Genomic DNA, 23,235 nt, shown 5'->3' on the forward strand with positions numbered 1-23,235 from the left:
AGAACTCTTCGCCCTCTGGCATCTGGGCAAGATCAACGTCTAGAGAGAGGCCCCGCCGTTCGATTGAAGGGCGAGGCCCTTTTGAAAAAGCACGGCGTAGTTGTCGCGGAGCACGTTGGCTGCGATCTGGAGGAGCGCCATCAGGTCGATGTCGTCGAACATGTTGCGCCCGCCGTCGAGCTTCACCTTGGCCCAGCCGGCTTCGCCCTGCTTGCGCTCGACCACCTCAAGGCAGCGGTCGAGGATGTAGTCGGAAGCATCATCCGACAGGCTGCCGATCGCCTGCGCGAGAGGGACCAGCGTGCCGTTCAGATCGCCCGTAGCGACCGACTGGAGCGGCGCCAGGATCGGAGCCATGCGACGCATTACGTGGAACTGCGTCCGCGCGTTCATCTTCTTCGAGCGGTAGGTGTGCCCGTCAACCTCGAACTCGTTCATCGCCGCCTCACGCGCCCGTGACGATCATGCCGAGCCCGAGCTGACTGCTCACGTCGGCCGAGTTAAAGCTCCATTCCATCATGCCGCCGTCCTTGCCGTTGGCGTTGTCGGGACGCTTCACGAAAGCGCACTGGCGGCAGGAGTGGTCGTCGCCCCAAGCCGGGTTGGAGAGCGTGATGACGTTCTGCCCGGTGTAGGCGCTCGACGTGGACTGGAAGTTCATCATCGACATCAGCGCAGCGTTGGCCGGGCTGGTCTTCAGCAGGCGCACCCGCACACGTCCAGCGTTCGAGGCGTGGAGCGAGTGCATCGCGCCGCGGCCCGCACCAGTCGTCATCGACGTCTTGTCGTCGATCATCTCAATGGTGATGCCCTCATCGGCCACCGACTCATCGGAGAGATTGATCGTGCCGCCGGGGCCAGTGATCGTGGCCACGACGTCTTGGAAGGAATAGGTGGGCATCGCTGGGCCTCGATTAGCGGTTGGCGACGACGCTGATGATGACCGCGTGCACAGCGCCCGCGAGCTTCACGGCGACCTGAAATGGTACGGTCTTGCGAGCAGCGCGGTCGGCCTCCGACTGCGTGGCAATCGGCGGAGCGTAGACGAAAAACCCGTTCTCAAGCACATCGCCCGTGTTGAGCGAGCCGATCTTCGGGCCGGTCCAGACGCCGGGAGCGAGCATCCCATTGCTGACCGCCTGATAACACCGGCTCTTGATGACAGCTTTCACCATCTCCATGCCGGCGTCTGTTTGCGGAACTTTCGTCGGGTTCGTGTAGAGCAGGTTGTAGACGGCCGTCTGCATCGTGTTCTGGAGCCAGTCGAGGTTGTGGACCTCGTCGAAGTAGTAGCCGTTCGCCATCACGCCGTTCTGAAGGATGGCGGTGTCGTTGTTGTAGTTGACGAACACGTTGCCGTTCTTGGCCTTCAGGGTAGCCGCTTGGCTTTCGGCGATCGTCTCAGCGATGACGCCCGGCTCTTTTTTGAACATGAGCGTGATCGTCGTGTCCGCGCCGTCGAAATCGACGGTGGCGGCGCGGCCGAAGAACGAAGCGTGCGCGAAGGGATTGGTCGCGGAGTACTGCCAGAACGTCCGCTTAAACCCAGAGTCCTTCAACTGACTGCCGAGGTCCGCGCTCGTGGTTGGATCAAGCACGTTCGCGTTCTGAATGGTGATGCCGAACAGATGGCTCTGACCAAGCCCCTCAACTACGGCGGCAGTGGCGAGATAGGTCGCGTCATCGGGCGGCGTGTTGACCGCGAGCAGGTAGGTGTAGTCGCGACTATCGAGGTCCGCGAACAGGCTGATGCAGGCCGGCAGCGTCTCGGGCTCGACGCCGATTACGGGCGCAGAGGCGTCGGCCGCAGTCAGGTGCAGCAGGCCGGAAACGTCGGTGCCGGTCGTGTGGCTCGTGGCGTAGGACACCGACGAGGCCGCGCCGGTCGTGCCGGACTGAACGGTGAAGCGCCCAAGAACGCTGTCCCACTTCACGGTGGCTCCGGTCGAGACGGCAGCGAGAGCGTCCTGCACGATCTGAGCGACGCCGTTGAGGTTGAGCGCGCCGGAGAAGTTCAGGGCGGTCAGCGTGCGCTCAACGCCATCGACGCTGACCTTCATCGAGCCGTTGGTGACGGCGGTGAAGTTGGAAAGCGCCCGCTGCGTCGGGCTGAGCGTGGCACCGCGCAGGAGGCCAGCCGTCGCCGTCTGAGCCCATCGACCGACATAGACGATCTCGGGCTGCGGCTCCTGGCTGAAGTACAGCGTCGCGGCCTTAGCCTCGGGGCTATCGACGCCGAAGTCGGTCGCGATGGCTTCCGCCGAGGTGTAGAGGCGCTTGCGCTCTGTGACGTCGATGACGTTCGACGAGCCGACGATGATGCCGGTGCCGAAATTCCGCTCCTGAGCCGCGATCGGCTGGAGGGTAACGGAAACGCGAACGACGCCGGAGACGTCCAATCCCTTGGCCATGTTCAGACTTTCGGCGTCTTGAGTGGTTGCTGGTTAGTGACGGCGCCGTCCTGGCTCCCGCCCCTCCCGATGAGGGTGCCGTCGAGTTCGAGCACGTTTCGGACAGCGTAGGTGCGCTCGACACGGCGGCGGAGACGGAAGCCGATGTCCGTGCGACGGCGCGGGCTGGTGTTGATGATCTCGGGGACGTGCCGACCGGCCCCGACGTCGATCAATCCCATGCCAACCCGAAACAGCGCTTCCCTGTTCTGGGCGACGTAGAGGCCAGACCGGAGCAGTTCCGCGAGAGCCGAGCTGCGCAGGCCATAGAAACTCGCCAGCACATCAAGCGTCAGATGTTGGACCTGTGTGGAAGTCCCCTCACCTGTCCCGTCGTGGATCATGGCGGGTTGCCCATCAGCCTCCATCGACATGACGCCGACAGCCGCCCAGTTGTCCCTTTGGTTCGGGTTGCGAGGCGTGGCCCTCTCGTCATCGCCCAGCGTCACATATCGAGGGCGGACATTCTCGCCCTTGAGACCTGTTAGGCCCACCACCAGCGACTGCATGAAGAGGTCAAGGTCGAGGTCATCATCTGGGGCCGACGTCAGCGGACCGAGGAAGCCGCCGCTCGCGCTCGTGTTAGGTGAGGTAGCCGGCATCGGGCGCGGTCGTCCCTGGCGGAGTCGGGTTCAGATCGGTCAGGGCTGCGACGACCTGCGTGTAGCCCGAGGCGTAAAGCCAAGGCTTCGTGGCGATCACGCGGTAAACGGCGCCGTTCCAGATCACGACGTCGGCGTCGTAATTGGCGTCGCCCGCCGTCAGGGCAGTGCGGGTGTAGATTGTGATGTCGCCCTGGACCTGATTGCCCTCAGGGGTCTGGATCAGTTCCTGACCACCATCAGGGATCACCACGCCAGCGAACGGAATTGGCCCGCCCACACCTCGCGCCGTGCCATCCTGCTGCTGCGCGACCACGCGGCGAACCAGCACGAGGGTGGTGTCGAGAAAGTCGGGATCGTCGAGAACGTCGGTGACGTCGAGGAGTGCGTGCCCCATTAGGGTCCGACCGCTTTGAAGCCTACCTCAATACGGAGACAAGCCCCGCTCATTGCATCCGACGTGATACCAATATCGGAAATAACAAGCGCCTGCCCCGTGCCGCCGTCTACCTTCATGCAGAGAGAAGCACGGCTGCGCTGCAATAAGTGAAGCGCCTCCGACACCTTCATCATCTGTGCAACGGCATCCTCAGCACACTCTGCGAACTCGGGTCGCGAGATGTCGATAGACAGCGTGTTCATTTCCTGCCCTTCGAAACCACGACGTAGGTGTAGGCTTGGCGCAGGTTGCCGGTGTCGAGCAGAGGCTTCTCGCCCGTTCGGCCTTTGGCCTTGCGGCGCTTGATGGTGACGGGTGACAGCGGCGCAAAGGGACCGTTCGTGATGCGCCCGCGCACTGCGTTCTGGCCCATCAACCCCACGACATGCAGGGCCTTCTCGGCCTCTTCCGGCTTGCCAGAAAGAGCCTGCTGGCCCGCCTTTCGCAGGCGCTCCACCGCCTTGTCCTTGATCTCTTCCACCGCCGGCAGAAGATGAGGACGAGCCGGGATGTTCTCCTCCGGCATGCCAAATTCGTGGATGTAGCCGAGCGCGGCGTTGCTGGGGGTGTTCTCCTCTCCCGGCGCCGGGTCCCGATCCGCATTCTCAGCCGGAACGCCGATCAGCACCTCTTTCCGTGTCAACTCGCGCAGGGCTGCCAGCACTGCGGCAGTGCGATCCTGCGTGACGACGACAGTCATCAGAACTGCATCGCCCCAACAGCGACCGTTGCCGCCATAGAAGCGAACGTCTGGCCGTAGGAGGTCAGGTTGAATTCCCCCGCCCCTTCCGTCTGGCCAACGCTTACGTCCATGGACTTGGATACGCCGCCAACCGACTTCGATGTCACCAGCCCAGCGGCGGGCACGACCGACGCTGTAGCGGTTCCACCGCCGCCTTGTGCAGGCGTCAGCGGCGAGGCCAGCGCAAGGCGGTGAGCCACGAAGTAGGCCATGCCCGTGTCTAGCAACTCCCCCCAGACGTTCGGGAGGAGCCGCAGGGATGCCTCGCTGATCGCAAAGGCGATACGGGTGTCGGGGTAGCGGGACTCATCCGCGAACTCGGGGAAGATCTCGCGGAATTGACCTACGGTGAGAGCCAAAGGAAGTGCCTCAGCCCTGAGCGTTCAGTTCGCGCGCCTTAGCCTCGGCATCCGCCTTGCTGAGGCTGTCAACGACGACGTTGCCATCGGCCTGCGTCACCACGGCGAACTTGCCCTGATGACGACGCTTGATGCCATGCACCTTGCCGGCGAACTCGTTATCGCCGCTCTGGCCAGAGCCCTCACCGCTCGACTGCTGAGCCGCCTCAAGCTCGGCGACCCGCGCCTTGAGGGTGGCGTTGTCCGCCTCAAGCGCTTCCGCTTTGGCGACCGCAGCATCGCGCTCGGCCTCAAAGCCTGCCGCACGTCCTTCAGCGGCATCGATCGCCGCCTTCACCTTCAGCCGCTCCTCATGCTGGAGCGGCGCGGTTTCGGGCACGGAAGGCTCATCCGTGTCCTTGACCAGATGTGCCTGGACGAACCAATGCCCCGCGATCTCAGCAGGCACGTTCTTGTGCCGGCCTGGCGCGAACACGCGGGTTTCACCGTTGGCATCGGTGAAGGTGCATGGCTTGGCGAAGTGGAGATCCTGCATCGCGCGCCTCCTCAGATTCCGTCAACGTAGTAGACGAGCTGCGAGTTGGTGATCTCCACCGAGCCGATGCGGCGGTAGTAGTAGGTCAGGTAGTGCAGCCCCCGGAACTGAATCGGGGTGTTCTGCATCGGGGTAATCGGCAGACGCACTCGCGACTCGTCCTGAGTGTAGAACACCATGCGGTCGGTGCCGCCGACGCCGCGACCCACGAGCCACTTCATCGGGACGATCTCAAGATCGACGCCGTTCATGGAGGAGGCGACGGTGTTCTTCTTCAGGTACTCCAGCACCGACGAAGTGCCGGCCTCGCTGACGATCTGCTGAAGGCGCCCGTACTGGATCGGCGGCAGACCGACCTTGTTGGGAACGATGGTGAAGCCAGACGCCGTGTAGGCGGCCATCAGACCGGCGTTGAAGTCAGCCAGGATCTCGCGAGGCGTCTTGCTCGCGAAGGTGGCCGAGCCGCCCGCACCCGTCGCCGCGTTGGTCGCGACCACATCGGGGTGGTTGGTCAGGCCGAAGCTGCCCACCGTCGCGTCACCGATGTAGGCGATCTGATCGGCGTCTTGATTGCCTTTGAGGTTCAGGCCGTCAAGCTTCACGCGGTCGATGGGCCGGTTCACCTGCTGCGAGCTGATCAACTCGGGAATGGTGTAGGCAAGTTCCATCGCCCAGAGGTTCAGGGGCGTCACGATCTTGCCGACGTCCGCTTGGATGCCGGTGATCGCAGTGGAGGTCTTGCCGACCCACGAGACGCCAGTCGGATTGATGCCGCCGGCCGCAGCGTAGCCGACACTGGCGAACGAGGATGCCTCGTCGCCGATGGTCACATCCTGGCGCAGGGGGACGTCGCGCAGGTAGGTGTAGCCCGCCAGCGGCTCGTGCAGGATCGGGTCAAGCCGCTCCAACTCGCTCTGGAGGAACACACCCGCGCTGTCGATCGTGCGCGCATCGTGATGGCCGACACCATCGAAGGTGCGGAAGCCGAGACGGTTGAGCGGCGGGCCGCCGTTGTGGCCGAAGCCGGGGATCGGGGAAACACCGTACGACATGGTTGTGTGATCTCCGTGGGGCGACGTGGTCGTGCCCGCGTGACAGGAAAGACGGCCGTCGCCCGACGCCGCCGTAGGTTCAGAGGTTGTAGGCGAGTTCGCAGTTGCCTGCGGCGTCCGCCGCGCCCATCCAGTAGGCGCCGGTCAGCAGGATGGTGTTGGTGGAGTCGGCAGCGGCCTCAAAGCCATTGAGGCGCCCGCCGGCCGGGATGGTGCCGCCGAGCCGGATGTAGACCGGTGCGCCCTTGGCCGCCGCCGTGGCGCCTTGGAGGCGAACGGTCATGTACCCGCGCTTTAGAATGGTGCAGCGGCTGCCGGGCTGCGGCGTGGTGTTGCCGAGCAACTGCGTCTCCGCGCCGTAGGTCGTGCCGGGACCGCCAGGGAAGGCAGCTTCCAGCAGGCCGTACACAGCAGTGGCAGCGTCACCTGCGGCGAGCGCCTGGATACGGCCATTTGCGCCGATCTTGACGGCATCCCCGAAGGCGGTGGGCGGGGTGGTTGCATCCAGAGCATTCGGCTCGCCGGTATGCTCCTGCTCACGGTTCACACGGCCGGGGATGCCCGCCGGCATGCGATAGGCGTAGACGTTCTGAACGACGGCCATCGGCTGTCTCCTAAGTTCGAGTGTGAGGGGATCAGCCGCGCTTGTAATAAGCGTTGGCGCGGGCCTGGAGGTCGGCGGGCGTCATGGCACGCTGGCGCTGGCCCTTGTCGTCGCGGACATAGCCGGACGTCGCCGATTGCAGCGTATCGACGGTGCGCGCGGCATTGCTATCCAGCATCATCTGAGACGAGGCGCGGAAAGCAACGTTGACCTCGGCCGGGGTCATCGCAGCGATGCGATGCGACTGCACGTGACCGAGCACCGCGCCGACAGCGGAACGGCCCGCATCGGTCGTCAGCGCGGCCTTCAGCGCATCGCGCTTGAAGGAACTCATCGCGTCACGGTGCGACTTGGAGCCAGGCTTGGCGTCGTTGGTCGGGCGGTTGAGGCTCGGAGCAAGGATCGCGGCGCGTGCCACGGCATCCTGAGTCGCCATGTCCTCCGGGTCCGCCATGTCATCGACGGCTTCGGACAGCTCCTCAACCCTCTCCACGGTCTCGGTGATCTTCGGCAGCAGCGGCTCGATCTTGTCTGTGAGCGCAGTCAGCGCCTCCATGATCGGCGCATTCGCTTCGGCGATCAGCGCCTTGACCTTCTCCTCGTCCATGTCCTTGTTCTCCTCGGGATCGCCCTCCTCGTCCTTGAGGAGCCCATCAGGGTCATTCGGGTTGGGTTGGTCGCCTTCGCCCTCGGGCTTGGCGGGCGGCGGACTGCCGACGTTGACGACGATGTGATGCCCATCGCCTTCGTGTGCCGACTCGTCGCCGGACATGCCGGCATCCGCCTCGGCTAGGACTTCTTCACGGGCGGCCTCATCCTTAGCCTTGAAGGCGCGGCGGAGGATGTCGCCAATGGAGGTCTTTCGGTTGGTCATGAGAGGCTTCCTGTCTCGGATGGCGCAGGAGGGTCCGCACCGGCCTTCATCGACCAGCGAGACGTGATTTCCGCGTATGCGGATCTGCCGGGCTCGCCCCGGCTCAATCGCCTCGTAGTCGGCATCGTAGCCGTTCGAGACTTCGCGCTTGCCGGCCCTGATCTTGGCGATGGTGGTCGGGTCATAGACCATGATATCGCCAAGCAGTCGGTCGGAAAGTTCACCCTCCCCGCGCCGGGGGTTCATGACGACGCCCCGCATGAGCGTCCGCCAATTCTTCGTATCGACATCCTCATCGGGATGGTCGTCGGTGAAGGGCTTGCCGCGGAAGCTTTCGATCGCCGCCTCGGAGAAAACCTCATCCTCGTCGCGAACCGCGATGATCTGGCCGTTCTTGGCAGGAATGCTCGGAAGTTCGTGCGCGTAGTAGGTTTGCTCACCCGTTCGAGCGAGCGGTACGTCGCGGCAGATCAAAAAGCCTTCAGGCGTGGTTTCGAGGCGCGGCGGTATGATCGCCGCGTCAATGACACGATGGCGCTCAGTCATGGCTCAGATCGGAGCGAACTCTTCGGGGCCGAAGCGCAACTCACCCGCGAACGCCTTGAGGCGAGACGGGTCAGCCGTACCGAGGCGGCCGGCGAACGTGATGTGCGGCGCGTAGCTCGGATGATCCCAAGAGCATCCGCCGCGCCGAAACTCATCCCAGCGAAGGTTCAGGGGTTCAGAGGCGAAGCGGAGGACGGATACATCACCGTCGAACGTCTCGACGCGACGCGGGCCACCCGCTGGCACAACGAGGTCATCGGCGGCGAACCAAGAGGGAAACTTGAACCAATCAACCGGAGCCCGACTGTAGGCCACGGTGACATGCATTTGATCCTGCGGCACGAGATCGACGAAGCCGCACCGCCGTGCCCACTCCGTCATTCGGGAGGCGCTATCAGCGTCCAAGGGACGCGAGACGTAGAGAGGCGCCGCGCCTCCAGCATCACGAATGCGCAGCGAGCGCCCCGCGACATTGACGTCCAGCACTAGACCGCTGCGGCGCGAAGGAAGCGCCCCGCAGGCGCCTCCGCAGGCTTGGCACATAGAGAGCGTTCCTTGCCCGCGACTACAGGTCGTCGAGGATCGGTTCGGGGTAGCAGCGGCAATTGAAGATGGCGCCGGGGAGCGCCTTCAAGTCCGGCTCGTCACAGACTGGGGGATCATCCCAGCGGAAAACCTTGCCGTTGAGCTTCTTGTGCGAGGCGCGAACGTCGCTATCGCCAACGGTGATCCACCGGAAGTGTGTGGACCCAACATGCTCGGCGCGTGCGCGCGTCAGCGTCGTTGCTGCGCGTCCGCACTCGGTGCGGGCGATCAGGGTTGCCTTGCTGCGCGAGACGCCCTCGCCCTCCATGATGGCCTTGGCAAGCGTCTCGGCCCGCATACCTTGCGACAGCCCTTCCCGCGCAAGCGTTTGAACCCGCTCAGCGGCATCAAGCGGAATGGAGCGGATCAGTATCACCTGCTCCGTCTGAAGTGATCTCATCACCTGCCCGGTCGGGGCCGCTTGGATCTCGCGCTTGAGTTCGCGCCCCATGCGAGACGCGACCTTGAACCAGCTTCTCTCGTCTCGCGCCGCTGTCTCGCGCACCATCCGCTCGGCGACGGCTTCGGCCCATGGTGCGACCGTATCGGCATAGCGCCGGAGCGCCGCCGAAGCCGCGCTTGAACCAATCAGCGATGCTACGTCGTGCGCCCCGAGGATATCGCCGATGTGCTTCGCGATTGAACGGAGCCGGGTTTCGTAGATCTGGACGATTTTGGTCGCCCGGATGAACGCAGAGCGAGGTGATGGGCCGCGGTCGCGATGCTGGACACCGGATCGTTGTCCATCCAGCAATGGCGGCCGTGGTCGAAGACAGGACGGACACGCCCGCGGGTCGAGCCGGTAGGGCGATTGCGCCATCTGCGGTGATCGCGCTCAGTCCTCGTTAGACGCCTTTTCCACGGTGTGATCCGTGCTCGGGACCGCAGGACCAGTCGAGGCAATGCCGGCATTGGACAGGGGCGTTTCGGGCACGCCCGCGAGCGGCACGGCCGGAGCAGTCGAGGCCGAGTTCGGCACCGGCTCTGAATGCTTCGTCTCCGTCACGGCCTGAGCGGACGGCTTCGTCTCAGTGGACTTGTTCTTCTCGGTCATGATGCGTCTCCATACGTCGCTAGGCTGCCGCGGGGATGCGGGGCACGAGGGACAAGATGCGCTTGGGGTCAGCGTTGACCTCGCCCGGCTCACTCACGGGCTTGGCTCCGTCACCTTCATCACTCTCCGGCGGCGGCGCGGCAGTATCCGCCTCGTCCGCCTCTGCACGAGCAATGTCGTCGTCGCTCACTGATGCGAAAATGCCGGTCGTCTCGCTTGAGCGCTTCAACTCGCGAAGGATAATCGACGGCTTGAGAGCGGCAGTCCCTTCGGCAGTCGAAAGAGCCGTTGCCACTTGAACTGCGATTTCGGCCTTTTCCTTGTCGTTCAGTCCGTACAGCGAGGCGAACCGGAAGCCGAAAGTGGAGGGCGGCGCCTCGCCGTACTCGCTACGGAAGGTGATATGCGCGATGACTTCTAGTGGTCGGCGCAGATCCCTTTCCTGCGAGAGGTGGATATTATCGTTGTAAGACCGAAGGTCACTTTCACCGGTTGAAAAGCCGGCAGGGCTCATCCCGAACAACTTCACGATCGGCATATCAATGGCGCCAGCGATCTGCTGTGCCATTTGAACCATGACATCCGATAGGCCGCTGAAGTTATAGCTCAGCGCGCTGAAATCATCCTCGGAATCCAGAAGAGTCAAACCCTCATTCGTCTGGAAGCGGCGGATCAACTCGACTTGCGTCAGCGCAGCGGCGAACGGCTTTCCGCCCGTCGCGATGTTCTTGCGCAAATCCTTCATCTTCAGAATGCGCAAATGGGCTTTGTAGACCATCTGGGCCATGCCGAGTGTGGTGGAGTCGAAGGCCACCAGCCGGTCATGGAAGGTCTCCACGACTGACATGCCCCAACCCATTTCGGCTTGGCGCTGATAGTAGGGAAGATCGTTTCCCTCCAAGCGGACCACGCGGGTGTGGTGTATCCACCGGCCGCCGACCGCTGCGCCGGAACTCTGGCCCGCAATGACAGCGTACCCAACCGGACGCCCAAAGTCTGGACCAAGCTCAGTCACCGTCTCCGTGGACGGTGTCAGCGCCCAGCGGTCAATCGGCAGAAGGCCCTTGAACTGGCCTTTCGTAATCGTGGCGGGATCAAGTGGCGTTGTAAGATCCTGCCCCTCGATCAGGATGACCGCTAGGGCACCCCCGTAAAGACGGGCCCACCGGATCGTGGATGCCAGCTTCCCCCAGACATCGAGCCGGTCAAGAGCGTTCTGAAGCACAAGCGGGTTGCGCTCCTGAGATTCGCTGTTCTCACCTAGGCCATAGAACTCAATGCCCGCTCGCGTCATGTCGTCAGCCGGCACGCTGACTGCCTGCCGCACGATCCACGACGATCGATACATCGCCTCCAACTCGGCACGGTTACGCGTTAGCGGGGTAATCCCGTAGCGCGAACTCGACATCTGATTGTCGGCGCCGAGACCAAGCGCGGCTTCGAAATTCTGGAAGCTATCGGTCGTGCGGGCGTCGGTCGTCCTACGGACGCCGGCCGGCACACGAACGCGAGGCTTAGTGATCTCCTCTGTCATGGGCAGCGTGCTGTCCTCTCGCGCCCTTAGTTCAGAAGGCTGGCCCACATGTCGGGGTCGTAGGTTTCGTCATCAAGCATCAGTTCGGTCAGCGCCCAGACCGCCGCATCCACTCGGTTTGGGGAACCCTCACCGAGGAAGCCATCGCCGGTCATCGAGACCATTTCGTCTTCTAGGGCTTCGAGCCCTTCGCCGACGTGCGAGACACGCCCCTGTTCGTAAAGGGCTGCGATCGGCTCGGCGCGGACCACCTTGCCCCGCGTCGCGTTGACGAGCTTCACGGCCACGTTCGGGTTGGCCGTTCGAATGACACTCTCGACCATCGCGCCGCCGTAGTTGCGCTCAGCGGCGATGCGGTCGGCCTTGAAGTGCGCGTAAGCCTCAACCGAACGTCGCCCCCACCCGGCGGGCGAAAGCTTGCACGTCCAATCGCCGAGGATGTAGCCCCGGCCGTCGAACCCCTTCCCGGCCGCAACGATGCCGATGCTGTCGCCGCCGTCAGCTTGTCCCGCCGTACCTGAAGGATCTACGCCCACCACCACGCGAGCGAGCGGTGGCGCCTCACGAACCTTGCGGGCAACGTCGATCATGGCCCGCGTCCAGAGGGCGCCAGGCACATCATCGAGGATTTCGGCTTCCAGCTCCTGTCGGCCTAGCCGTGTGCCTGCGTATCGCTCCTTCAGTCGGGCGAGGAACTGCGCCGGCAGGTTCTCGGCATTGTCGAAGGTCGAACCGCGGGTGACGACGGTCGCCGCATCCGCCAAGATCTCCCGAATGACCGGGATCGGCCGCGGGGTGGTGGTCACGAACACGCGCGGATCAGTGCCGCTGCGCATCGTGAACTGAAGCATGTCCCAGATCTCGCGGGCGTAGCGATACTTCGCTAGCTCGTCCATCCAGGCAGTATCGAACTCGGGACCGCGAAGCTGATCAGGCTCGGTGCCGTTGTAGCCCAGAGCCACCGCGCCGTTCGGCCAGATCAGGCGAACCGGCTTGTAGCGAACCGTCGGGGCTTCCTTCGGCGGGTGGATCGCGATCAGCCGCGCCACCACCACCTCTTCCAAGTCCTTTTGCGTCTCGGCGATCAGAGCGATGCTGCGGGCGCCGTTCTTAACTCGGTCGCGCACCCATTGTGCGCCGGCCTCCGTCTTCCCGAACCCACGGCCGGCGAGGGCCAGCCATGTCTGCCAATCGCCGTCAGGGGCGATCTGGTTGGGCCGCGCCCAGAAGCGCCAGTCCCAGAGGAGTTCTTCGGACTGAGCCTCACTCAGGCTCGCCAGCACCGCCTGTCTTTGATCCGCCGGCAGTGAGGCGAGCGAGCTTGCTAGAGAGGAGTTCACGAGCGCTCGTCTCTTCGGTCTTGATCGGGCCGCCGCCGGGACCGGACAATTCGGTCTTCGTCGTGTCGGTCCACTCGTCACCGCCCATGTTCTTCAGGCCAAAGACGATGATGGTCGCAGTTCCGGGACCGCCGCCTGTCGTCGCAACGCGCAGAGCAGCGCGCTCCCAATGAAGCAAGCGCCCTGCCTTCGCGCGCGATACCGCTTCCGAAAACTCGGGGTGCTCAGCCATCCACTCGTTGATCGTGGATCTTGCGACACCGATGATCCCGGCCACAGCGCCGAGTGAGAGGCCGTTGGCCATCTCAGCCTCAACCACGCCACAGAACGCCGGATCGTACTTCGTTGGCCGACCGCCCGCCCCTTTCTTCGGCTCTGTCTCTGAGCCCATGGTGATTGTCCTACGGAAGCCTGCGAGCCGTCAGAGCCATTGCGAGGTTGGCGGCGAGGATGAGAGCCCAGACAAGGGCGAGGTCTTTCACCGCCTACTCGCGGGGCTCGTGAGCGATGCAGCCGAAGCTTGGGGCCGTTCGCAGGATGCCCCATTGAGCCTCACCACAGGAGTCTTCCCCAACGGCCCAAGCCAACGTGTTGGCCTGACGTGGTTCGCCGTGCTCGCTACTTTCAGAAAGGCGGCAGTCGCCCACTGAGCGGTCCATATCAACATGCCAATGCCGGCACGTCTCACAGGTCTGCATCTGCAAATCCTAGCCGTGAGAGGAATGATTGTGAAGGCTCCGCAAAGACACCGGCAACCAATCGGTCCTTGCTAACCGGCAGCTCGTAGGTGTGAAAGTCAATGAAGCTCAGCGCCTCTTCCCTGCCGAGCGTGTCGATCATCTCTTGGCGCTCTACCCACGAGATCGCGCCACGCTCATAGGCGCTCACGATAAGGGTGTGCAGGCGGCCGATGATATTCCCGACGTCAGGGTCCATGCGGAGGGTGAGCGAAACGACGGCCTCAGCCACGGCGATGCCCCTGAGGGCGCCCCTTCACGAAGCCGTCGACGGCCGAGACGACGAACAGGATGACGACGAAGGCGGCGAACGCGCCGAGGAAGGCAGCGCACGTCACGCCGAGGACGTAGACGACCGTCGAGAGGATGCCGAACAGGAAATCCATCACCGCCTATCCTGTTTCGAGTGGGTCGAACTGACGGACGGGGCTCTTAGCTTGGCAATCTCGATTGGCTGGCAGATATGAAATGTGACGCGCAATCTTGAACGTTTGACCGGCCGGGCGTCAGCGTAGCCTTCGAACGCTTTGAACCGACGAATGTCCTCATCCGTCAACGCATCGAGCCTAGCCTCGTCAACATCGTGAGGCATAGCCTGAATATCAGACAGGGCCAACCGCGGCATCACCGCCTATCCTGTGCCCGGTATGCCGAGCCGATGAGAAGCCGGGCGTGACAGTCGAAGTCTTCGCGGGCCAGCTCCCGACGAGCGGCAGCGGCGGCTTCAAGCACTTCGGCCGGGTCTTCGTTGCCGATCTGATCAGCGTCCAGCGCAATCAACTCAGCCATGGCCGCCCGCCGTCGCAGCCTCTTCGCCATATCGACAGCGCCCTTCACATTCGGAGCGTCATCCATGCGGGCGCTATGAGCGGAAAGGCCGGAGGGGAGGATCATGCGGCCCATCCGCCGTCTTGGTGCCGCACGACAGCAGCATCGAACAAGCCGTGGGGATGGGATCGCTGATAGCCCGAACGTCTCATCGCCTCGCCGTATGCGACGCCAGCAGCACGAAGCTCTGCGACAGCAGCCTCGCGGCCAGATGCGTAAGGCGCTTGGCAGACTTCCTGCGCGGCCCTGATCAGACGCTCATGCGCCTCGCGGGGAACGGCGATCATATGCATGCTCTCACTCCCCCACCGCATGCCGATCGCCCTTCGGCTTCCGCTTCTGCTCTCTGACGGCCTTGGCGAGAGCTTCTTCCGTGAGGCCGTGGTCGCGAGCGATGCGGGAGATGAGGCGGCGGTCGGATTCGGTCATGCCGCCTGAGCCTTGAACCTGCCGCCGAAGCTGTACTGAACGGGTGTGCCCTCGAATTCCGGCAATCCGCCTAGCCGCTCAATCGCGCGCCTGTCGGAGTTGAGCGCGTAGACGAACAGGCCGCGTGAGCCAGCGCCCACAACAGGCTGCCGAACACCATGCCGAGCCAGATGCTCCGACAAGCGCCTGCCAACCTCCATCAGCGCTTTGTCAGCCATGGCGCTCGTCCTGCGAGAGGGGTTCGATGACGGGCCGGACTCGACACCGGCTGTAGCCCGCCTCAGTCTATCGAGGTGGCGCTTGCAGGATTTATCAGGGATCTGGCATCCAGCTTTTAGCTGGGTAGCTTCACACGGCACCGTGCCTACCTGACCGTGTACCCTTGGGCCGAACGGGCACCCGCTCGCCTGCATTGTCCCTCAGCACGTCCTTCCGTGCCGCCGTCATCGAACTCGAATTCGGGGCGAGCTATCAGCCCCGCTGACGCAGAGCCGATTGTCTTAGCTGCGACCCTCGCCCAGCCGCAGAGCACCCCGTGACTGTGGCCCTAGGAGCCACCGCATTCCGCCACGGGGAGCAGAGATGCGGTTCGCGGAACGCCACTGTCGGACGCCCGGAAGGCTTCGATGACGGGCTTGACGCATGGCCTCATTCAACCCGCCACCCCTATGTCATCAGGTGACAGTCGGCGGGCACCACGTCATCGAATTCGCCACCGCCCAGACCGGTCAGCGTCAGGGTGCAAAGGGGCGCGAGGCTTGAAGCGCTGTCCGATGCCTGGGCGGGGAGCTTGGAGCCGAGGGCTGGGATCGAACCAGCGACCGCCCGCTTACAAGGCGGGTGCTCTGCCATCTGAGCTACGTCGGCAAACTGATTGATGCGGGCAGGGCCTGCTACCGAACCCCGCATTGCGATCCGAGGCGTGTCATCCGAGCCGGAGCAGCGGCGGTGCCTCGTCCTACGGCCAGCAGATTGAGCGCGGGTCTATGTGCGCTCTCAGGGCCGAAGCCCTTTCACCGTGTCGCCGCACCAAACTGGAATTTTAGGGACAACAACCCTTTCGCCTCGGGCCTAGGGGTCCGTGGGCCGGGCCGCTCTGACCGTCAACATGCGCGAGGCGCTAGGACTTGGCCGGCAGGTATCCTGCCGACATAGATGCATCGCTATTTCGTTCTGTCAAGCGGCGCGAACAGATTGTGCGGGGACATCAACACAGATGGTCCCGCCCGTGAATGGAACTTCCACCTTCACCCGGCCTGTGCGCTCGTCCACGCGGCTCACCTTGCCCGACTGCCCGGTAAAGGCGCCCTCTTCCACGACCACATCATCGCCGATAGCGAACAGGATGCGTCGAGCTGCTTCGATGTCACCGCCGTAACCAGTGATGCAGTCCGCGAAGTTCTGAAGCTCTTCTGCCGAGATCACCATCGGAGCACCGCCTGGCCCCATGACCGTACCCTTTCGGCCGAAGCCCGTACGGTCGTCGTAGACGCCGGGGTGTTCCTCGGCCTTCTTCAACTCCTGCCAGTTGCGGACGCCGACGAACAGCAGGCGCCGCAGGACCGGGATCAGCGCCGTCCGAACCTTGCCGATGTCGGACACGAGACGCACCGCCTCGCGAGCCTCGAACACCGGAATGCCGACCGCCGCAATCTGCTCGGCGGCCCACGATGCACGGCGCGGGAGGGCGCGGACGACGTACCATGTCCGATCAGGGTCCACGATAAATCGATCCTGGGTCTCCCTGGCGGCCGAATAGGCCCCTGCCCGCACCGACTGCATGTTGACGGCGACTTTGCGCCTCACGGCCCGTTTCTGAGCCTTCTGGCGGGCAGCCGCTCGACGGAGGGCCTGGCGTTCCTTGTTGGTCATGGCGGCTTTCCTCCGAAGGCTACGGGTTAGGTGAGGCGGGAACTTGAGCGGTGAGGCGCCCGGCAATGCGCACTCGCCGATCCGATGAAATCTCGACGGTTTCGAGCGTCGCCCATGTCGTCTCGCATCTGAGGCAGCGACGGCGGCGACGGATGGCGTTGGGAGCGTCCCGGCTGTCGAGGACGCGGGAGGTTGGCCAGCCGCAGGCGGGGCAGCAGATCATGCGGCTGCCCTCCGACCCTCGTTGAACACGTCGCACCAATCCGAGCCGAGGGTTTCGGGGATCTGGACGCGCGCTTTGACGGGCCGTTTCAGCAGGCGGCAGAGGCGCCGGGCGAGTGTGTAGGCGGCATGCTGCCCCGCGAACTGGGCATCCGCATCGCCGAAGATGACCACCTCATCGGTTCCCGGCGGCGGCTCCCACTTCGCCAGCATCGTCGCGTTGAGAGCGGCCCAAACCGGGATGCCGAACAACGATGCGGCAGCGAAGGCCGTCTCGATGCCCTCGGCGATTCCGAGGATAGGCCCTGGCGGGAACAACCGAACCGCGGAGCCATCAGGCAGCGGGCCGGGCATTAGACGGCGGGGAGCTTCTAGGTCCGCCTTCCGCCCGTCCGCTGTCAGATAGGTGCGATGGATGTTCGCGCCGTGCCCGTCTGGCGCAACCACCTTGGCAAGCATGCCGGGGTGGTACGACGGCGGGGTGTCCGAGTAGCGCAGGCGCTCCACCGTTCGCAGGCAGTCAGGCACGGCAACGAGGCCAACCCGAGCCGCGAGGTAGCGGGAAACGGCATCGCCACGCTTGACCGGCTTGGAGGCTTGCCAGAGGGCGTTCAAACTTTTCCGGGTGTCTGCCTCGTCTCGCCCCTTCCTCGGAGCTGTAGGCTTAACCTCGCCAATCAGAGGGGCCATCCGCTCGGCAAGTTCCTTGAAGTCGATGCCGAGCGTCCGCATCGCGAGGTCGGCACCATCGCCGGCCCCGCAGTGATTGCAGATCCAGGTGCCCCGGCCTTCCAGGTCATCGAACCGGAAGCGGGTCTTGCCTCCGCAAATCGGGCACGGTCCATTCTTGCGGCCAGACAGGAAGCGGCTGTCCACGCCTAGCATCGGCAGCAAGCCCGCCCACCGGCCGCGGGCGCGCTCACTCAGCGGCGGCAGCATAGGTCGGCTCCTTGCGGCGATTGGCGAAAGCGATCTGGCGGGACTTGATCCAGCCGAGGATTTCGGGCGTCGGCTCCACGTCCGGCGCGAGGCGGTGCGCGTTCGGCCAGACACCAAACATTTCCTTGAATTTGTGGGCGGCCCATCCCTCTCGGAGGCGCCGGCTCTTGGCGTAGGAGCGGAGTTGCCCGAACACGAACGCCTTCTCGTCGGCCTTCGCCTTCTTGCGGATCGGCGTCATCTCCACGAGTTGCCCGTCCTCGCAGACGATCTCGCTCTGACGCTCCGGCTTGAACCCGCAGGCTGGGCACTTCGGCGTCTTGGCGGGCTTGAGGAAGTTGCAGGCGCTGCACTCCTTCGGCAGGGCTTCCGGCTTCTGCCGAGCCTCCGCCTTCTGGCGCTCGCGGCCATCGTCCAACACGTCGTGGTGGATGTCCGTGACGAAGCCGAGCCGCAGAGTGGAATCGCTATGATCGAGCAGGATTAGGTGGTCTTTGCCGGGCGCCGTACGGAGGCCCCGCCCGACGATCTGTGTGTAGAGCATTTCCGAGCGTGTCGGCCGACAGAGGCAGATGCAGCGCACGTCTAGATCGACACCCGTCGTCAGGCACCCAACGCTGGCGATCACGCGCAGTTCTCCGGCAGAGAATCGCTTGAACATCGCCTCCCGCTCGTCCGGCTTCGTGTAGGCGTCGATGTAGCCGCAGCCGATGCCGGCCTTCTCGAACTCGCCTTGAAGATGCTTGGCGTGCGCCCGATCGACGGCGAACACGAAGGTCGGCCGGTTCTCCCCGCGCTGGCGCCAGGTCGTAACCACGTCGGCCACCAGAGCGGGCTTGTTCATCGCCTCGCTTAGGTCGCCCTCGTGGTAGTCGCCGGCGACGGTGCGGACCTTGCCGAGGTCAGGATGCGACGGCGCATAGACCCGGAACGGCGACAGATAGCCGGCCTCGATCAATTCGGCGGTCGTCGTGACTTGGATCAGGTCGTCGTAGTGCTTGCCGAGGCCGCGCGTCCAAGGCGTGGCGGACAGGCCGATGAAGGGGACCTTCTGCCAGCCGTCGTCGCGCATCCACTGCCCGACCATCTCGAACCAGCGGTGAGCCTCATCGATCATCACCAGGTCGAACGGCGGGATCGCGCGCCGCTGGAGGGTCTGAACGGATGCGACCTGGACCGGCGCGGCCGAGTTCGTCATCGGGTGATTGCCCTGGATCACACCGATGTCACGGATGCCCTCCGCGTAGAACGAGCGCACCGTCTGGTCGATCAGCGCGATTGCGGGCACGACGAACAGGACGCGCTTGCCCTTAGCTCGGGCGTTCTTGACGATGGCGCCGGCCAGAACGGTCTTCCCAAAACCCGTGCTGGCTTGGAGCATCGGGCGGCGGAAGCCGGCCATGAGCGAGGAGCGAAGGCTGTCGAGCGCCTTGACCTGATGGGGGTGGAGGGTGCGGCTCATCGGGCCACCTCCACCGTGCGACGACAGACACGAGCCGTGGGATGCCCGCCAGATCGCGCAGGGCGACTCAGGGCGGCTTTCAGCGCCTCGTCGTGAGGCAGGGTGCCGAAATCGGTTTTCGCCCGTCCTGGGCCACCTGAGCCGTAAAGCGCCTCATCCGCTCTCGCCAGCCAATCGTCGGCCGACTTGTCCGAGCCGCGAGATGAGGGGGGGCTGTAGTCGAAATCCCCGAACGGGTCGGCGTCTGCCTCAGCCCATCGCGTGGGGTACAGAGCTACATCCTGAAACCCTTGTTCACGGCTAGGAAGGAGGTTCCTTTGGTTTCCTGTTAGGTTCTTTCCCCGGCACGTGGTGCCGCTAACCTGTCCTTCATATGCCGCTAACCCGTCCTTAATATGCCGGTAACCTCCTTTGTTATTTCCGGCACCTGGTGCCGCTAAGGGGGCCTCGGCGGTGGCCGGTTCGGGCTCCACCATCAGGTCGAAGTCATGCCCGGTAATGAGGGTGATAAGGTCCGACGCTCGCCCACCGTAGCCGTTACCTCTGTGCTGCCGGACGATGACGCCGCCCGCTTCCAACTCGGCCAGCACGAGCCGGACGGTGCGAACCGCTAGGCCCGTCTCCGAGGCAAGCAGGGCCTGCGACGGCCAGCACTTGTCTTCCTTGTCGGCACGGTCGGCGAGCGCGTTGAGGACGACACGGCACGTCGTGCGAACGCGCTGGCGCTTGGCCCACTTCATGGCGGTGACGCTCATTGCTCGCCTCCCTTCATGGAGGCAGCCACGAGATCGTCAGCCGTCCGATATGCCACCTCGGCGGCATAGGGCAGGCCGGAAGCCTGAGAGACGGTCGAGGCACCGTAGCGGATCAGGCTCTCGCCGAACTCCACCACATGCCGGAAATCACCGGAGCCTCTGGCGCGCCGCACGAGGTCGTCGCGCAACGCCCTCAGGGCGTCGTTCGCGGCTCGGTAGAGAGCAGGATCGGCGTTGAGCCTAGGCATGACATCGGACATGACGAAGCCGTTCCGAGAAGCGCAGACGCGCTCGATTGCAGAGAGGCGGTGACGGACGGGAAGGCGCGTCAGGTCACGGCGGCGCACGGATCTGCGCTTTGTCCTTCGGCTTCAGATGGGCTCGGAAAGTCGTGGCCTCGCTGTCGTGGCGGGGCAGGAGGCGCGTCAGGAAGCGCGCTGTGTCGGCGTGAGCCTTGGCGCGGACGCGGTTGCGGCGCTCGGCTTCCTTGGTGCCCTCGGCGTCGCTAATGCGGCCTTGGTTGGCTTCGTGGCGAGCGTGAGCCTCAAGGCCGTCAGCGAGGTCGGAGCAGCTTCTGGCGCTGTTCTCGTTCCACTCGACAAGGCGCTCAAGGCGCTGCAATTCGGCGAAGGACAGGGGGGCGCTCATGACGGCTCTCCCTCCCCTTCCCAGATCATCAGCACGGACCAATGGCCGTGATTGCCCGGCAGAGGGCCGAGGTTGCGCCAGCCGGCGGCCTCCATGGTCGGCACGTCCGCGTGCCGGGCGTAGCGAAGCCAGGAGATCACAAGAATGCCCGCTGCTGCGCCTTCTCGGGACGAGCCGCCGCGAACATGTCCGGACGGGCCGCAGCCTTCTCCAAACGCCTGCAGGCGGTGTCGAAGTGCTTCGGGTCCAGTTCGATGCCAACGAACGGGCGCCCGAGACGGGCTGCGGCCACGCCGGTCGTGCCGCTGCCGCAGAAGGGGTCAAGGACAAGTCCTTCCGTCCACTCCAGCACAGCAAGCATCAGTTGGACCGGCTTCTCGGTCGGGTGATGCTCATTACCCGTGCGCGGAGCGATGATGACGTCGTTCGGACGCCCCTTCGGGAAGCGATGCTCCGGGCCAGGATAGAAGAGCGCGACTTCGGTCTGCCGACCGTGCTCGTGCTCCAAGTCACCCATCGACCAGTTGTTCTTGACCCAGGTGACAAGGCTCTTCGGCTTTGGCACTGAGACAAGATTGTCCCACCGGCAGAAGATGTAGCGCGAGTGCAAGACCGGCACGCTGCAGCACCAGATGAGCGCGGCATCGTCCTTGTCGTTGGCGATCGCGTCGTGCTTCACCGCTCGAAAGTTGGACCGAAAAGCCATGCCGTAAGGAGGATCGGTTGCGAGCGCGCCAGGAACCGGCAGCGTCGGCACGATCTCTCTGCTGTCGCCACAGATGATCTGCACATCATCGGAGATCTGTTCGACGCGATAAGTCACGCATTCACCTCCGGCATGCTGATAGGGCCAGCCGCAGGGGCGACGACGACAACCACCTCGGATGTCTCGTCTTGCCACCAGAGGCCGATGTGCTCGGCGGCGCGGTCGTTGCGGATCACGCCGTGGATCTGAAGAAAATCCGAAGTGACCTTCAGCAAGTTATCGAGGTCGAAGTTGCGCTCGCGCGGCAATCCGAGATGCAGGACGTATCGGCCACTGATGCGACCGGGGCGCTGCTCTGCAAGGCGCCAGCCGGCGTCCCTGAGCCAATCCTTGTAAGGATCTGACCGCCGGATGCCGCCGCCCTTGCGAGGCGCATGCATGTCGTTGACGCTCACCGGAACCGGCAGGCGCAGGACGACGCGCTCGGCGTCCTGGCGCTGGTTGAAGGCGGCGAGCGTCGTCGCGGCGCGGAGGCGAGCGGCGCTAGTCACTTCGCGCCCTGATCCACCAGCGGAGCCACCAGGGCAGCGGCTTCCTTGCCGTGCGATGAGCGACCCCCTGTCGGGCCATCCAGAGATCGATCCGCCTCGTAAGCCATCGCATCGTCGCCCTCTCCGAGCGCGCGAAAACGCGCCCACTCCAACTCGGCTTGAGCCTCCAACCGGTCGCACTCGGCGCGGTAGGCGGCGTGAATGTTGAGGAAGGTGTCGGCGTCGAGCCGGATCGGCTGACGGCCGAGGAACTTGCGCACCCATGAAGCGGTCGCGCCGATCTTCCGGCCAACGTCGTCGTAGGCGTTCATCCGCGAGCCGCTGCGGCGCTCTGCGAGATCAACGAGAGCACCGACGCGAGGGAACGCGAGATCGGCAGCGGTCGTCATTGTTCGTTTCCGGGCAATTTTTGTCCGCACTCAAACAATCCTCCGTGTGAGCTTGTGAGCGTCACAGAGGGGTTCGAGCGGTGCAGACAGAAAGGACGGATCGGGTACGCAACACTGAAAACGGCGCGGCCGAGAGCTTGCAGGCTGGAGCGGACGCGCAGGGGAAAGCCGAAAGCCCGGCAAGGCAGACGGCGGACAAAGGAGACGACCAAGCCGGCAAGCGAGGTCGTCAGAAAATGGCCCGGCTCGTGCGAATGCACGGCGGGCTGGTGATTGAGGGCGGACGATGAGGCGGGTAGCATCACGCAGCCTCGCCCGAGCGATGCCAGACCGAGCCGCGAGAAAGCGGGTCTACTGGCAGGCCGTCCGACGCGAGATGCGACAGGTGCAAGCCACCCTTGGCTTCGCAGCCCTGGCCGAGCCGCATCCGCGCTTCATGCAGATGCATCCGTATTGGGCGCATCTGGCAGCCGAGGATGAGTTTTGAGGGGGCGGTCATGCCCGCACCTCGGCAAAGGTCGAGAGCGAGCAGTGCCGGCGAACAGCGGCGATCACGGCCGGGACCGGAACGCCCGTGAACCGCTCGATCTCGTCCAGCGTCAGACCCGCCGCATGCAGGCAAGCGACCCCATGGGACGGGTCCAGGCCATCACGATCAACGACGAGAAGCTGTCGGCGAAGCGAGCGAGCGAGCCGCGTCGGATGATCGTCAGGACGGGACGCATAAGCGCATGCCGCAGCCTTCGACGGCTTGCCGGGTCGCTTCGTCGGGCGCAGCGGATCTCTGCCGGACACGGGGCGGCGCCTCTGCCGCCAAGCGTTCTCAAAGCCGAGTTCGCGAGCGCGCTTGACCACGAAGTCTCGGCTGATGCCGATGCGGGCCGCTGCCTGATAGCCGTTCAGCCCATCATCAAGAGCGGCGACGATCTCGTCATCGAACCGCTCGCCGTAGGCTTCGCCGCGTTGGAAATCGGGGTGCAT

At 64.4% G+C, this 23,235-nt stretch carries 36 protein-coding genes and 1 tRNA gene; all 37 read right to left on the bottom strand.

The annotated features are described in order from the left end of the window. Positions 1-39 precede the first annotated feature (39 nt). Complete coding sequence (locus tag MPPM_RS23495) at positions 40-438, bottom strand: phage tail assembly chaperone (protein WP_096487126.1); 399 nt, start codon at positions 436-438, stop codon at positions 40-42. Positions 439-445: 7 nt separating this feature from the next. Beyond that, a complete protein-coding gene (locus MPPM_RS23500; protein WP_096487127.1) occupies positions 446-901 on the bottom strand; it encodes a tail tube family protein in 456 nt (151 codons plus the stop codon). 13 nt (positions 902-914) lie between these two features. Next, positions 915-2,411, bottom strand: a complete 1,497-nt coding sequence (locus MPPM_RS23505; RefSeq protein ID WP_096487128.1) for a DUF3383 domain-containing protein — start codon at positions 2,409-2,411, stop codon at positions 915-917. A 2-nt stretch (positions 2,412-2,413) separates the two neighbouring features. Next, complete coding sequence (locus MPPM_RS23510) at positions 2,414-3,052, bottom strand: phage neck terminator protein (protein WP_096487129.1); 639 nt, start codon at positions 3,050-3,052, stop codon at positions 2,414-2,416. Beyond that, entirely contained in the window at positions 3,033-3,449 is a 417-nt protein-coding gene (locus tag MPPM_RS23515) for a hypothetical protein (protein WP_096487130.1), read from the bottom strand. The genes MPPM_RS23510 and MPPM_RS23515 overlap by 20 nt, the downstream gene beginning before the upstream one ends. After that, positions 3,449-3,694, bottom strand: a complete 246-nt coding sequence (locus MPPM_RS23520; protein WP_096487131.1) for a hypothetical protein — start codon at positions 3,692-3,694, stop codon at positions 3,449-3,451. The genes MPPM_RS23515 and MPPM_RS23520 overlap by 1 nt, the downstream gene beginning before the upstream one ends. After that, positions 3,691-4,191: a hypothetical protein gene (locus MPPM_RS23525; RefSeq protein WP_096487132.1), complete on the bottom strand. Its 501-nt coding sequence runs from the start codon at positions 4,189-4,191 to the stop codon at positions 3,691-3,693. The genes MPPM_RS23520 and MPPM_RS23525 overlap by 4 nt, the downstream gene beginning before the upstream one ends. Then, positions 4,191-4,592, bottom strand: a complete 402-nt coding sequence (locus tag MPPM_RS23530) for a DUF4054 domain-containing protein (RefSeq protein ID WP_096487133.1) — start codon at positions 4,590-4,592, stop codon at positions 4,191-4,193. The genes MPPM_RS23525 and MPPM_RS23530 overlap by 1 nt, the downstream gene beginning before the upstream one ends. A gap of 10 nt (positions 4,593-4,602) precedes the next feature. Further along, positions 4,603-5,127 carry an STY1053 family phage-associated protein gene (locus MPPM_RS23535; protein ID WP_096487134.1) on the bottom strand — a complete coding sequence of 175 codons (525 nt, stop codon included), beginning with the start codon at positions 5,125-5,127 and terminating at the stop codon, positions 4,603-4,605. Positions 5,128-5,138: 11 nt separating this feature from the next. Beyond that, positions 5,139-6,179, bottom strand: a complete 1,041-nt coding sequence (locus MPPM_RS23540; RefSeq protein ID WP_096487135.1) for a DUF2184 domain-containing protein — start codon at positions 6,177-6,179, stop codon at positions 5,139-5,141. A gap of 79 nt (positions 6,180-6,258) precedes the next feature. Next, the gene (locus tag MPPM_RS23545) at positions 6,259-6,783 is read right to left on the bottom strand and encodes a structural cement protein Gp24 (protein WP_096487136.1); all 525 of its coding nucleotides are present in this window, start codon (positions 6,781-6,783) and stop codon (positions 6,259-6,261) included. Between the two features lie 31 nt (positions 6,784-6,814). Continuing rightward, positions 6,815-8,203: a DUF2213 domain-containing protein gene (locus MPPM_RS23550; RefSeq protein ID WP_096487137.1), complete on the bottom strand. Its 1,389-nt coding sequence runs from the start codon at positions 8,201-8,203 to the stop codon at positions 6,815-6,817. A gap of 3 nt (positions 8,204-8,206) precedes the next feature. Further along, positions 8,207-8,689 carry a phage prohead protein gene (locus MPPM_RS23555; protein WP_157914258.1) on the bottom strand — a complete coding sequence of 161 codons (483 nt, stop codon included), beginning with the start codon at positions 8,687-8,689 and terminating at the stop codon, positions 8,207-8,209. A 79-nt stretch (positions 8,690-8,768) separates the two neighbouring features. Beyond that, positions 8,769-9,608: a phage head morphogenesis protein gene (locus MPPM_RS23560; RefSeq protein WP_096487139.1), complete on the bottom strand. Its 840-nt coding sequence runs from the start codon at positions 9,606-9,608 to the stop codon at positions 8,769-8,771. A gap of 15 nt (positions 9,609-9,623) precedes the next feature. After that, a complete protein-coding gene (locus MPPM_RS23565) occupies positions 9,624-9,842 on the bottom strand; it encodes a hypothetical protein (protein WP_096487140.1) in 219 nt (72 codons plus the stop codon). Between the two features lie 19 nt (positions 9,843-9,861). Then, positions 9,862-11,376, bottom strand: a complete 1,515-nt coding sequence (locus MPPM_RS23570; RefSeq protein WP_096487141.1) for a DUF1073 domain-containing protein — start codon at positions 11,374-11,376, stop codon at positions 9,862-9,864. A gap of 26 nt (positions 11,377-11,402) precedes the next feature. Then, on the bottom strand, positions 11,403-12,659 hold the full coding sequence (locus tag MPPM_RS23575) for a DNA-packaging protein (protein ID WP_244573393.1): 1,257 nt from the start codon (positions 12,657-12,659) through the stop codon (positions 11,403-11,405). Beyond that, positions 12,640-13,107 carry a hypothetical protein gene (locus MPPM_RS23580; RefSeq protein WP_197705061.1) on the bottom strand — a complete coding sequence of 156 codons (468 nt, stop codon included), beginning with the start codon at positions 13,105-13,107 and terminating at the stop codon, positions 12,640-12,642. The genes MPPM_RS23575 and MPPM_RS23580 overlap by 20 nt, the downstream gene beginning before the upstream one ends. 293 nt (positions 13,108-13,400) lie before the next feature. Then, positions 13,401-13,685: a hypothetical protein gene (locus MPPM_RS23585; RefSeq protein ID WP_096487142.1), complete on the bottom strand. Its 285-nt coding sequence runs from the start codon at positions 13,683-13,685 to the stop codon at positions 13,401-13,403. Further along, entirely contained in the window at positions 13,678-13,839 is a 162-nt protein-coding gene (locus MPPM_RS28225; protein ID WP_157914260.1) for a hypothetical protein, read from the bottom strand. The genes MPPM_RS23585 and MPPM_RS28225 overlap by 8 nt, the downstream gene beginning before the upstream one ends. A 238-nt stretch (positions 13,840-14,077) precedes the next feature. Beyond that, the gene (locus MPPM_RS23590) at positions 14,078-14,347 is read right to left on the bottom strand and encodes a hypothetical protein (protein WP_157914261.1); all 270 of its coding nucleotides are present in this window, start codon (positions 14,345-14,347) and stop codon (positions 14,078-14,080) included. 231 nt (positions 14,348-14,578) lie between these two features. Next, positions 14,579-14,710 carry a hypothetical protein gene (locus MPPM_RS29250; RefSeq protein ID WP_280176337.1) on the bottom strand — a complete coding sequence of 44 codons (132 nt, stop codon included), beginning with the start codon at positions 14,708-14,710 and terminating at the stop codon, positions 14,579-14,581. Beyond that, positions 14,707-14,928, bottom strand: a complete 222-nt coding sequence (locus MPPM_RS23595; RefSeq protein WP_096487144.1) for a hypothetical protein — start codon at positions 14,926-14,928, stop codon at positions 14,707-14,709. Before MPPM_RS23595 ends, MPPM_RS29250 begins: the two co-directional genes overlap by 4 nt. Before the next feature lie 573 nt (positions 14,929-15,501). Further along, positions 15,502-15,577 (bottom strand) — tRNA-Thr (locus tag MPPM_RS23600). Positions 15,578-15,886: 309 nt separating this feature from the next. After that, positions 15,887-16,582 carry a transcription termination/antitermination protein NusG gene (nusG, locus tag MPPM_RS23605; RefSeq protein ID WP_096487145.1) on the bottom strand — a complete coding sequence of 232 codons (696 nt, stop codon included), beginning with the start codon at positions 16,580-16,582 and terminating at the stop codon, positions 15,887-15,889. 19 nt (positions 16,583-16,601) lie between these two features. Then, on the bottom strand, positions 16,602-16,805 hold the full coding sequence (locus MPPM_RS29395) for an NrdR family transcriptional regulator (RefSeq protein ID WP_432419829.1): 204 nt from the start codon (positions 16,803-16,805) through the stop codon (positions 16,602-16,604). Beyond that, the gene (locus tag MPPM_RS23610; RefSeq protein ID WP_096487146.1) at positions 16,802-17,743 is read right to left on the bottom strand and encodes a DUF7146 domain-containing protein; all 942 of its coding nucleotides are present in this window, start codon (positions 17,741-17,743) and stop codon (positions 16,802-16,804) included. Before MPPM_RS23610 ends, MPPM_RS29395 begins: the two co-directional genes overlap by 4 nt. Then, on the bottom strand, positions 17,724-19,205 hold the full coding sequence (locus tag MPPM_RS23615) for a DEAD/DEAH box helicase (protein WP_096487147.1): 1,482 nt from the start codon (positions 19,203-19,205) through the stop codon (positions 17,724-17,726). The genes MPPM_RS23610 and MPPM_RS23615 overlap by 20 nt, the downstream gene beginning before the upstream one ends. After that, positions 19,202-19,960, bottom strand: a complete 759-nt coding sequence (locus tag MPPM_RS23620; RefSeq protein ID WP_096487148.1) for a helix-turn-helix domain-containing protein — start codon at positions 19,958-19,960, stop codon at positions 19,202-19,204. The genes MPPM_RS23615 and MPPM_RS23620 overlap by 4 nt, the downstream gene beginning before the upstream one ends. Beyond that, positions 19,957-20,148, bottom strand: a complete 192-nt coding sequence (locus tag MPPM_RS23625; RefSeq protein ID WP_162296279.1) for a hypothetical protein — start codon at positions 20,146-20,148, stop codon at positions 19,957-19,959. Before MPPM_RS23625 ends, MPPM_RS23620 begins: the two co-directional genes overlap by 4 nt. A gap of 145 nt (positions 20,149-20,293) precedes the next feature. Continuing rightward, positions 20,294-20,608, bottom strand: coding sequence for a hypothetical protein (locus tag MPPM_RS23630; RefSeq protein WP_096487150.1), 315 nt, complete (start codon positions 20,606-20,608; stop codon positions 20,294-20,296). Continuing rightward, positions 20,605-20,748: a hypothetical protein gene (locus MPPM_RS28230; protein ID WP_157914264.1), complete on the bottom strand. Its 144-nt coding sequence runs from the start codon at positions 20,746-20,748 to the stop codon at positions 20,605-20,607. Before MPPM_RS28230 ends, MPPM_RS23630 begins: the two co-directional genes overlap by 4 nt. Beyond that, positions 20,745-21,431 (bottom strand): DNA-methyltransferase, encoded by a 687-nt coding sequence (locus MPPM_RS23635; protein ID WP_096487151.1) that lies wholly within the window; start codon positions 21,429-21,431, stop codon positions 20,745-20,747. The genes MPPM_RS28230 and MPPM_RS23635 overlap by 4 nt, the downstream gene beginning before the upstream one ends. Beyond that, positions 21,428-21,865 carry a RusA family crossover junction endodeoxyribonuclease gene (locus MPPM_RS23640; protein ID WP_096487152.1) on the bottom strand — a complete coding sequence of 146 codons (438 nt, stop codon included), beginning with the start codon at positions 21,863-21,865 and terminating at the stop codon, positions 21,428-21,430. Before MPPM_RS23640 ends, MPPM_RS23635 begins: the two co-directional genes overlap by 4 nt. Continuing rightward, positions 21,862-22,176 (bottom strand): hypothetical protein, encoded by a 315-nt coding sequence (locus tag MPPM_RS23645; RefSeq protein ID WP_244573394.1) that lies wholly within the window; start codon positions 22,174-22,176, stop codon positions 21,862-21,864. Before MPPM_RS23645 ends, MPPM_RS23640 begins: the two co-directional genes overlap by 4 nt. 379 nt (positions 22,177-22,555) lie before the next feature. Continuing rightward, the gene (locus MPPM_RS28235) at positions 22,556-22,753 is read right to left on the bottom strand and encodes a hypothetical protein (RefSeq protein ID WP_157914266.1); all 198 of its coding nucleotides are present in this window, start codon (positions 22,751-22,753) and stop codon (positions 22,556-22,558) included. Then, positions 22,750-23,235 carry a helix-turn-helix domain-containing protein gene (locus MPPM_RS23650; RefSeq protein WP_096487154.1) on the bottom strand — a complete coding sequence of 162 codons (486 nt, stop codon included), beginning with the start codon at positions 23,233-23,235 and terminating at the stop codon, positions 22,750-22,752. The genes MPPM_RS28235 and MPPM_RS23650 overlap by 4 nt, the downstream gene beginning before the upstream one ends.

Source organism: Methylorubrum populi, from assembly GCF_002355515.1.
Lineage (GTDB): Bacteria > Pseudomonadota > Alphaproteobacteria > Rhizobiales > Beijerinckiaceae > Methylobacterium > Methylobacterium populi_A.

Coding starts and splice junctions, on each gene's coding strand:
- MPPM_RS23495 (WP_096487126.1), bottom strand. CDS start 438: ATGAACGAGTTCGAGGTTGACGGGCACACCTACCGCTCGAAGAAGATG.
- MPPM_RS23500 (WP_096487127.1), bottom strand. CDS start 901: ATGCCCACCTATTCCTTCCAAGACGTCGTGGCCACGATCACTGGCCCC.
- MPPM_RS23505 (WP_096487128.1), bottom strand. CDS start 2,411: ATGGCCAAGGGATTGGACGTCTCCGGCGTCGTTCGCGTTTCCGTTACC.
- MPPM_RS23510 (WP_096487129.1), bottom strand. CDS start 3,052: ATGCCGGCTACCTCACCTAACACGAGCGCGAGCGGCGGCTTCCTCGGT.
- MPPM_RS23515 (WP_096487130.1), bottom strand. CDS start 3,449: ATGGGGCACGCACTCCTCGACGTCACCGACGTTCTCGACGATCCCGAC.
- MPPM_RS23520 (WP_096487131.1), bottom strand. CDS start 3,694: ATGAACACGCTGTCTATCGACATCTCGCGACCCGAGTTCGCAGAGTGT.
- MPPM_RS23525 (WP_096487132.1), bottom strand. CDS start 4,191: ATGACTGTCGTCGTCACGCAGGATCGCACTGCCGCAGTGCTGGCAGCC.
- MPPM_RS23535 (WP_096487134.1), bottom strand. CDS start 5,127: ATGCAGGATCTCCACTTCGCCAAGCCATGCACCTTCACCGATGCCAAC.
- MPPM_RS23540 (WP_096487135.1), bottom strand. CDS start 6,179: ATGTCGTACGGTGTTTCCCCGATCCCCGGCTTCGGCCACAACGGCGGC.
- MPPM_RS23545 (WP_096487136.1), bottom strand. CDS start 6,783: ATGGCCGTCGTTCAGAACGTCTACGCCTATCGCATGCCGGCGGGCATC.
- MPPM_RS23550 (WP_096487137.1), bottom strand. CDS start 8,203: ATGACTGAGCGCCATCGTGTCATTGACGCGGCGATCATACCGCCGCGC.
- MPPM_RS23560 (WP_096487139.1), bottom strand. CDS start 9,608: ATGGCGCAATCGCCCTACCGGCTCGACCCGCGGGCGTGTCCGTCCTGT.
- MPPM_RS23565 (WP_096487140.1), bottom strand. CDS start 9,842: ATGACCGAGAAGAACAAGTCCACTGAGACGAAGCCGTCCGCTCAGGCC.
- MPPM_RS23570 (WP_096487141.1), bottom strand. CDS start 11,376: ATGACAGAGGAGATCACTAAGCCTCGCGTTCGTGTGCCGGCCGGCGTC.
- MPPM_RS23580 (WP_197705061.1), bottom strand. CDS start 13,107: ATGGGCTCAGAGACAGAGCCGAAGAAAGGGGCGGGCGGTCGGCCAACG.
- MPPM_RS28225 (WP_157914260.1), bottom strand. CDS start 13,839: ATGGATTTCCTGTTCGGCATCCTCTCGACGGTCGTCTACGTCCTCGGC.
- MPPM_RS23590 (WP_157914261.1), bottom strand. CDS start 14,347: ATGATCCTCCCCTCCGGCCTTTCCGCTCATAGCGCCCGCATGGATGAC.
- MPPM_RS29250 (WP_280176337.1), bottom strand. CDS start 14,710: ATGACCGAATCCGACCGCCGCCTCATCTCCCGCATCGCTCGCGACCAC.
- MPPM_RS23595 (WP_096487144.1), bottom strand. CDS start 14,928: ATGGCTGACAAAGCGCTGATGGAGGTTGGCAGGCGCTTGTCGGAGCAT.
- nusG (WP_096487145.1), bottom strand. CDS start 16,582: ATGACCAACAAGGAACGCCAGGCCCTCCGTCGAGCGGCTGCCCGCCAG.
- MPPM_RS29395 (WP_432419829.1), bottom strand. CDS start 16,805: ATGATCTGCTGCCCCGCCTGCGGCTGGCCAACCTCCCGCGTCCTCGAC.
- MPPM_RS23610 (WP_096487146.1), bottom strand. CDS start 17,743: ATGCTGCCGCCGCTGAGTGAGCGCGCCCGCGGCCGGTGGGCGGGCTTG.
- MPPM_RS23615 (WP_096487147.1), bottom strand. CDS start 19,205: ATGAGCCGCACCCTCCACCCCCATCAGGTCAAGGCGCTCGACAGCCTT.
- MPPM_RS23620 (WP_096487148.1), bottom strand. CDS start 19,960: ATGAGCGTCACCGCCATGAAGTGGGCCAAGCGCCAGCGCGTTCGCACG.
- MPPM_RS23630 (WP_096487150.1), bottom strand. CDS start 20,608: ATGAGCGCCCCCCTGTCCTTCGCCGAATTGCAGCGCCTTGAGCGCCTT.
- MPPM_RS23645 (WP_244573394.1), bottom strand. CDS start 22,176: ATGAACGCCTACGACGACGTTGGCCGGAAGATCGGCGCGACCGCTTCA.
- MPPM_RS28235 (WP_157914266.1), bottom strand. CDS start 22,753: ATGACCGCCCCCTCAAAACTCATCCTCGGCTGCCAGATGCGCCCAATA.
- MPPM_RS23650 (WP_096487154.1), bottom strand. CDS start 23,235: ATGCACCCCGATTTCCAACGCGGCGAAGCCTACGGCGAGCGGTTCGAT.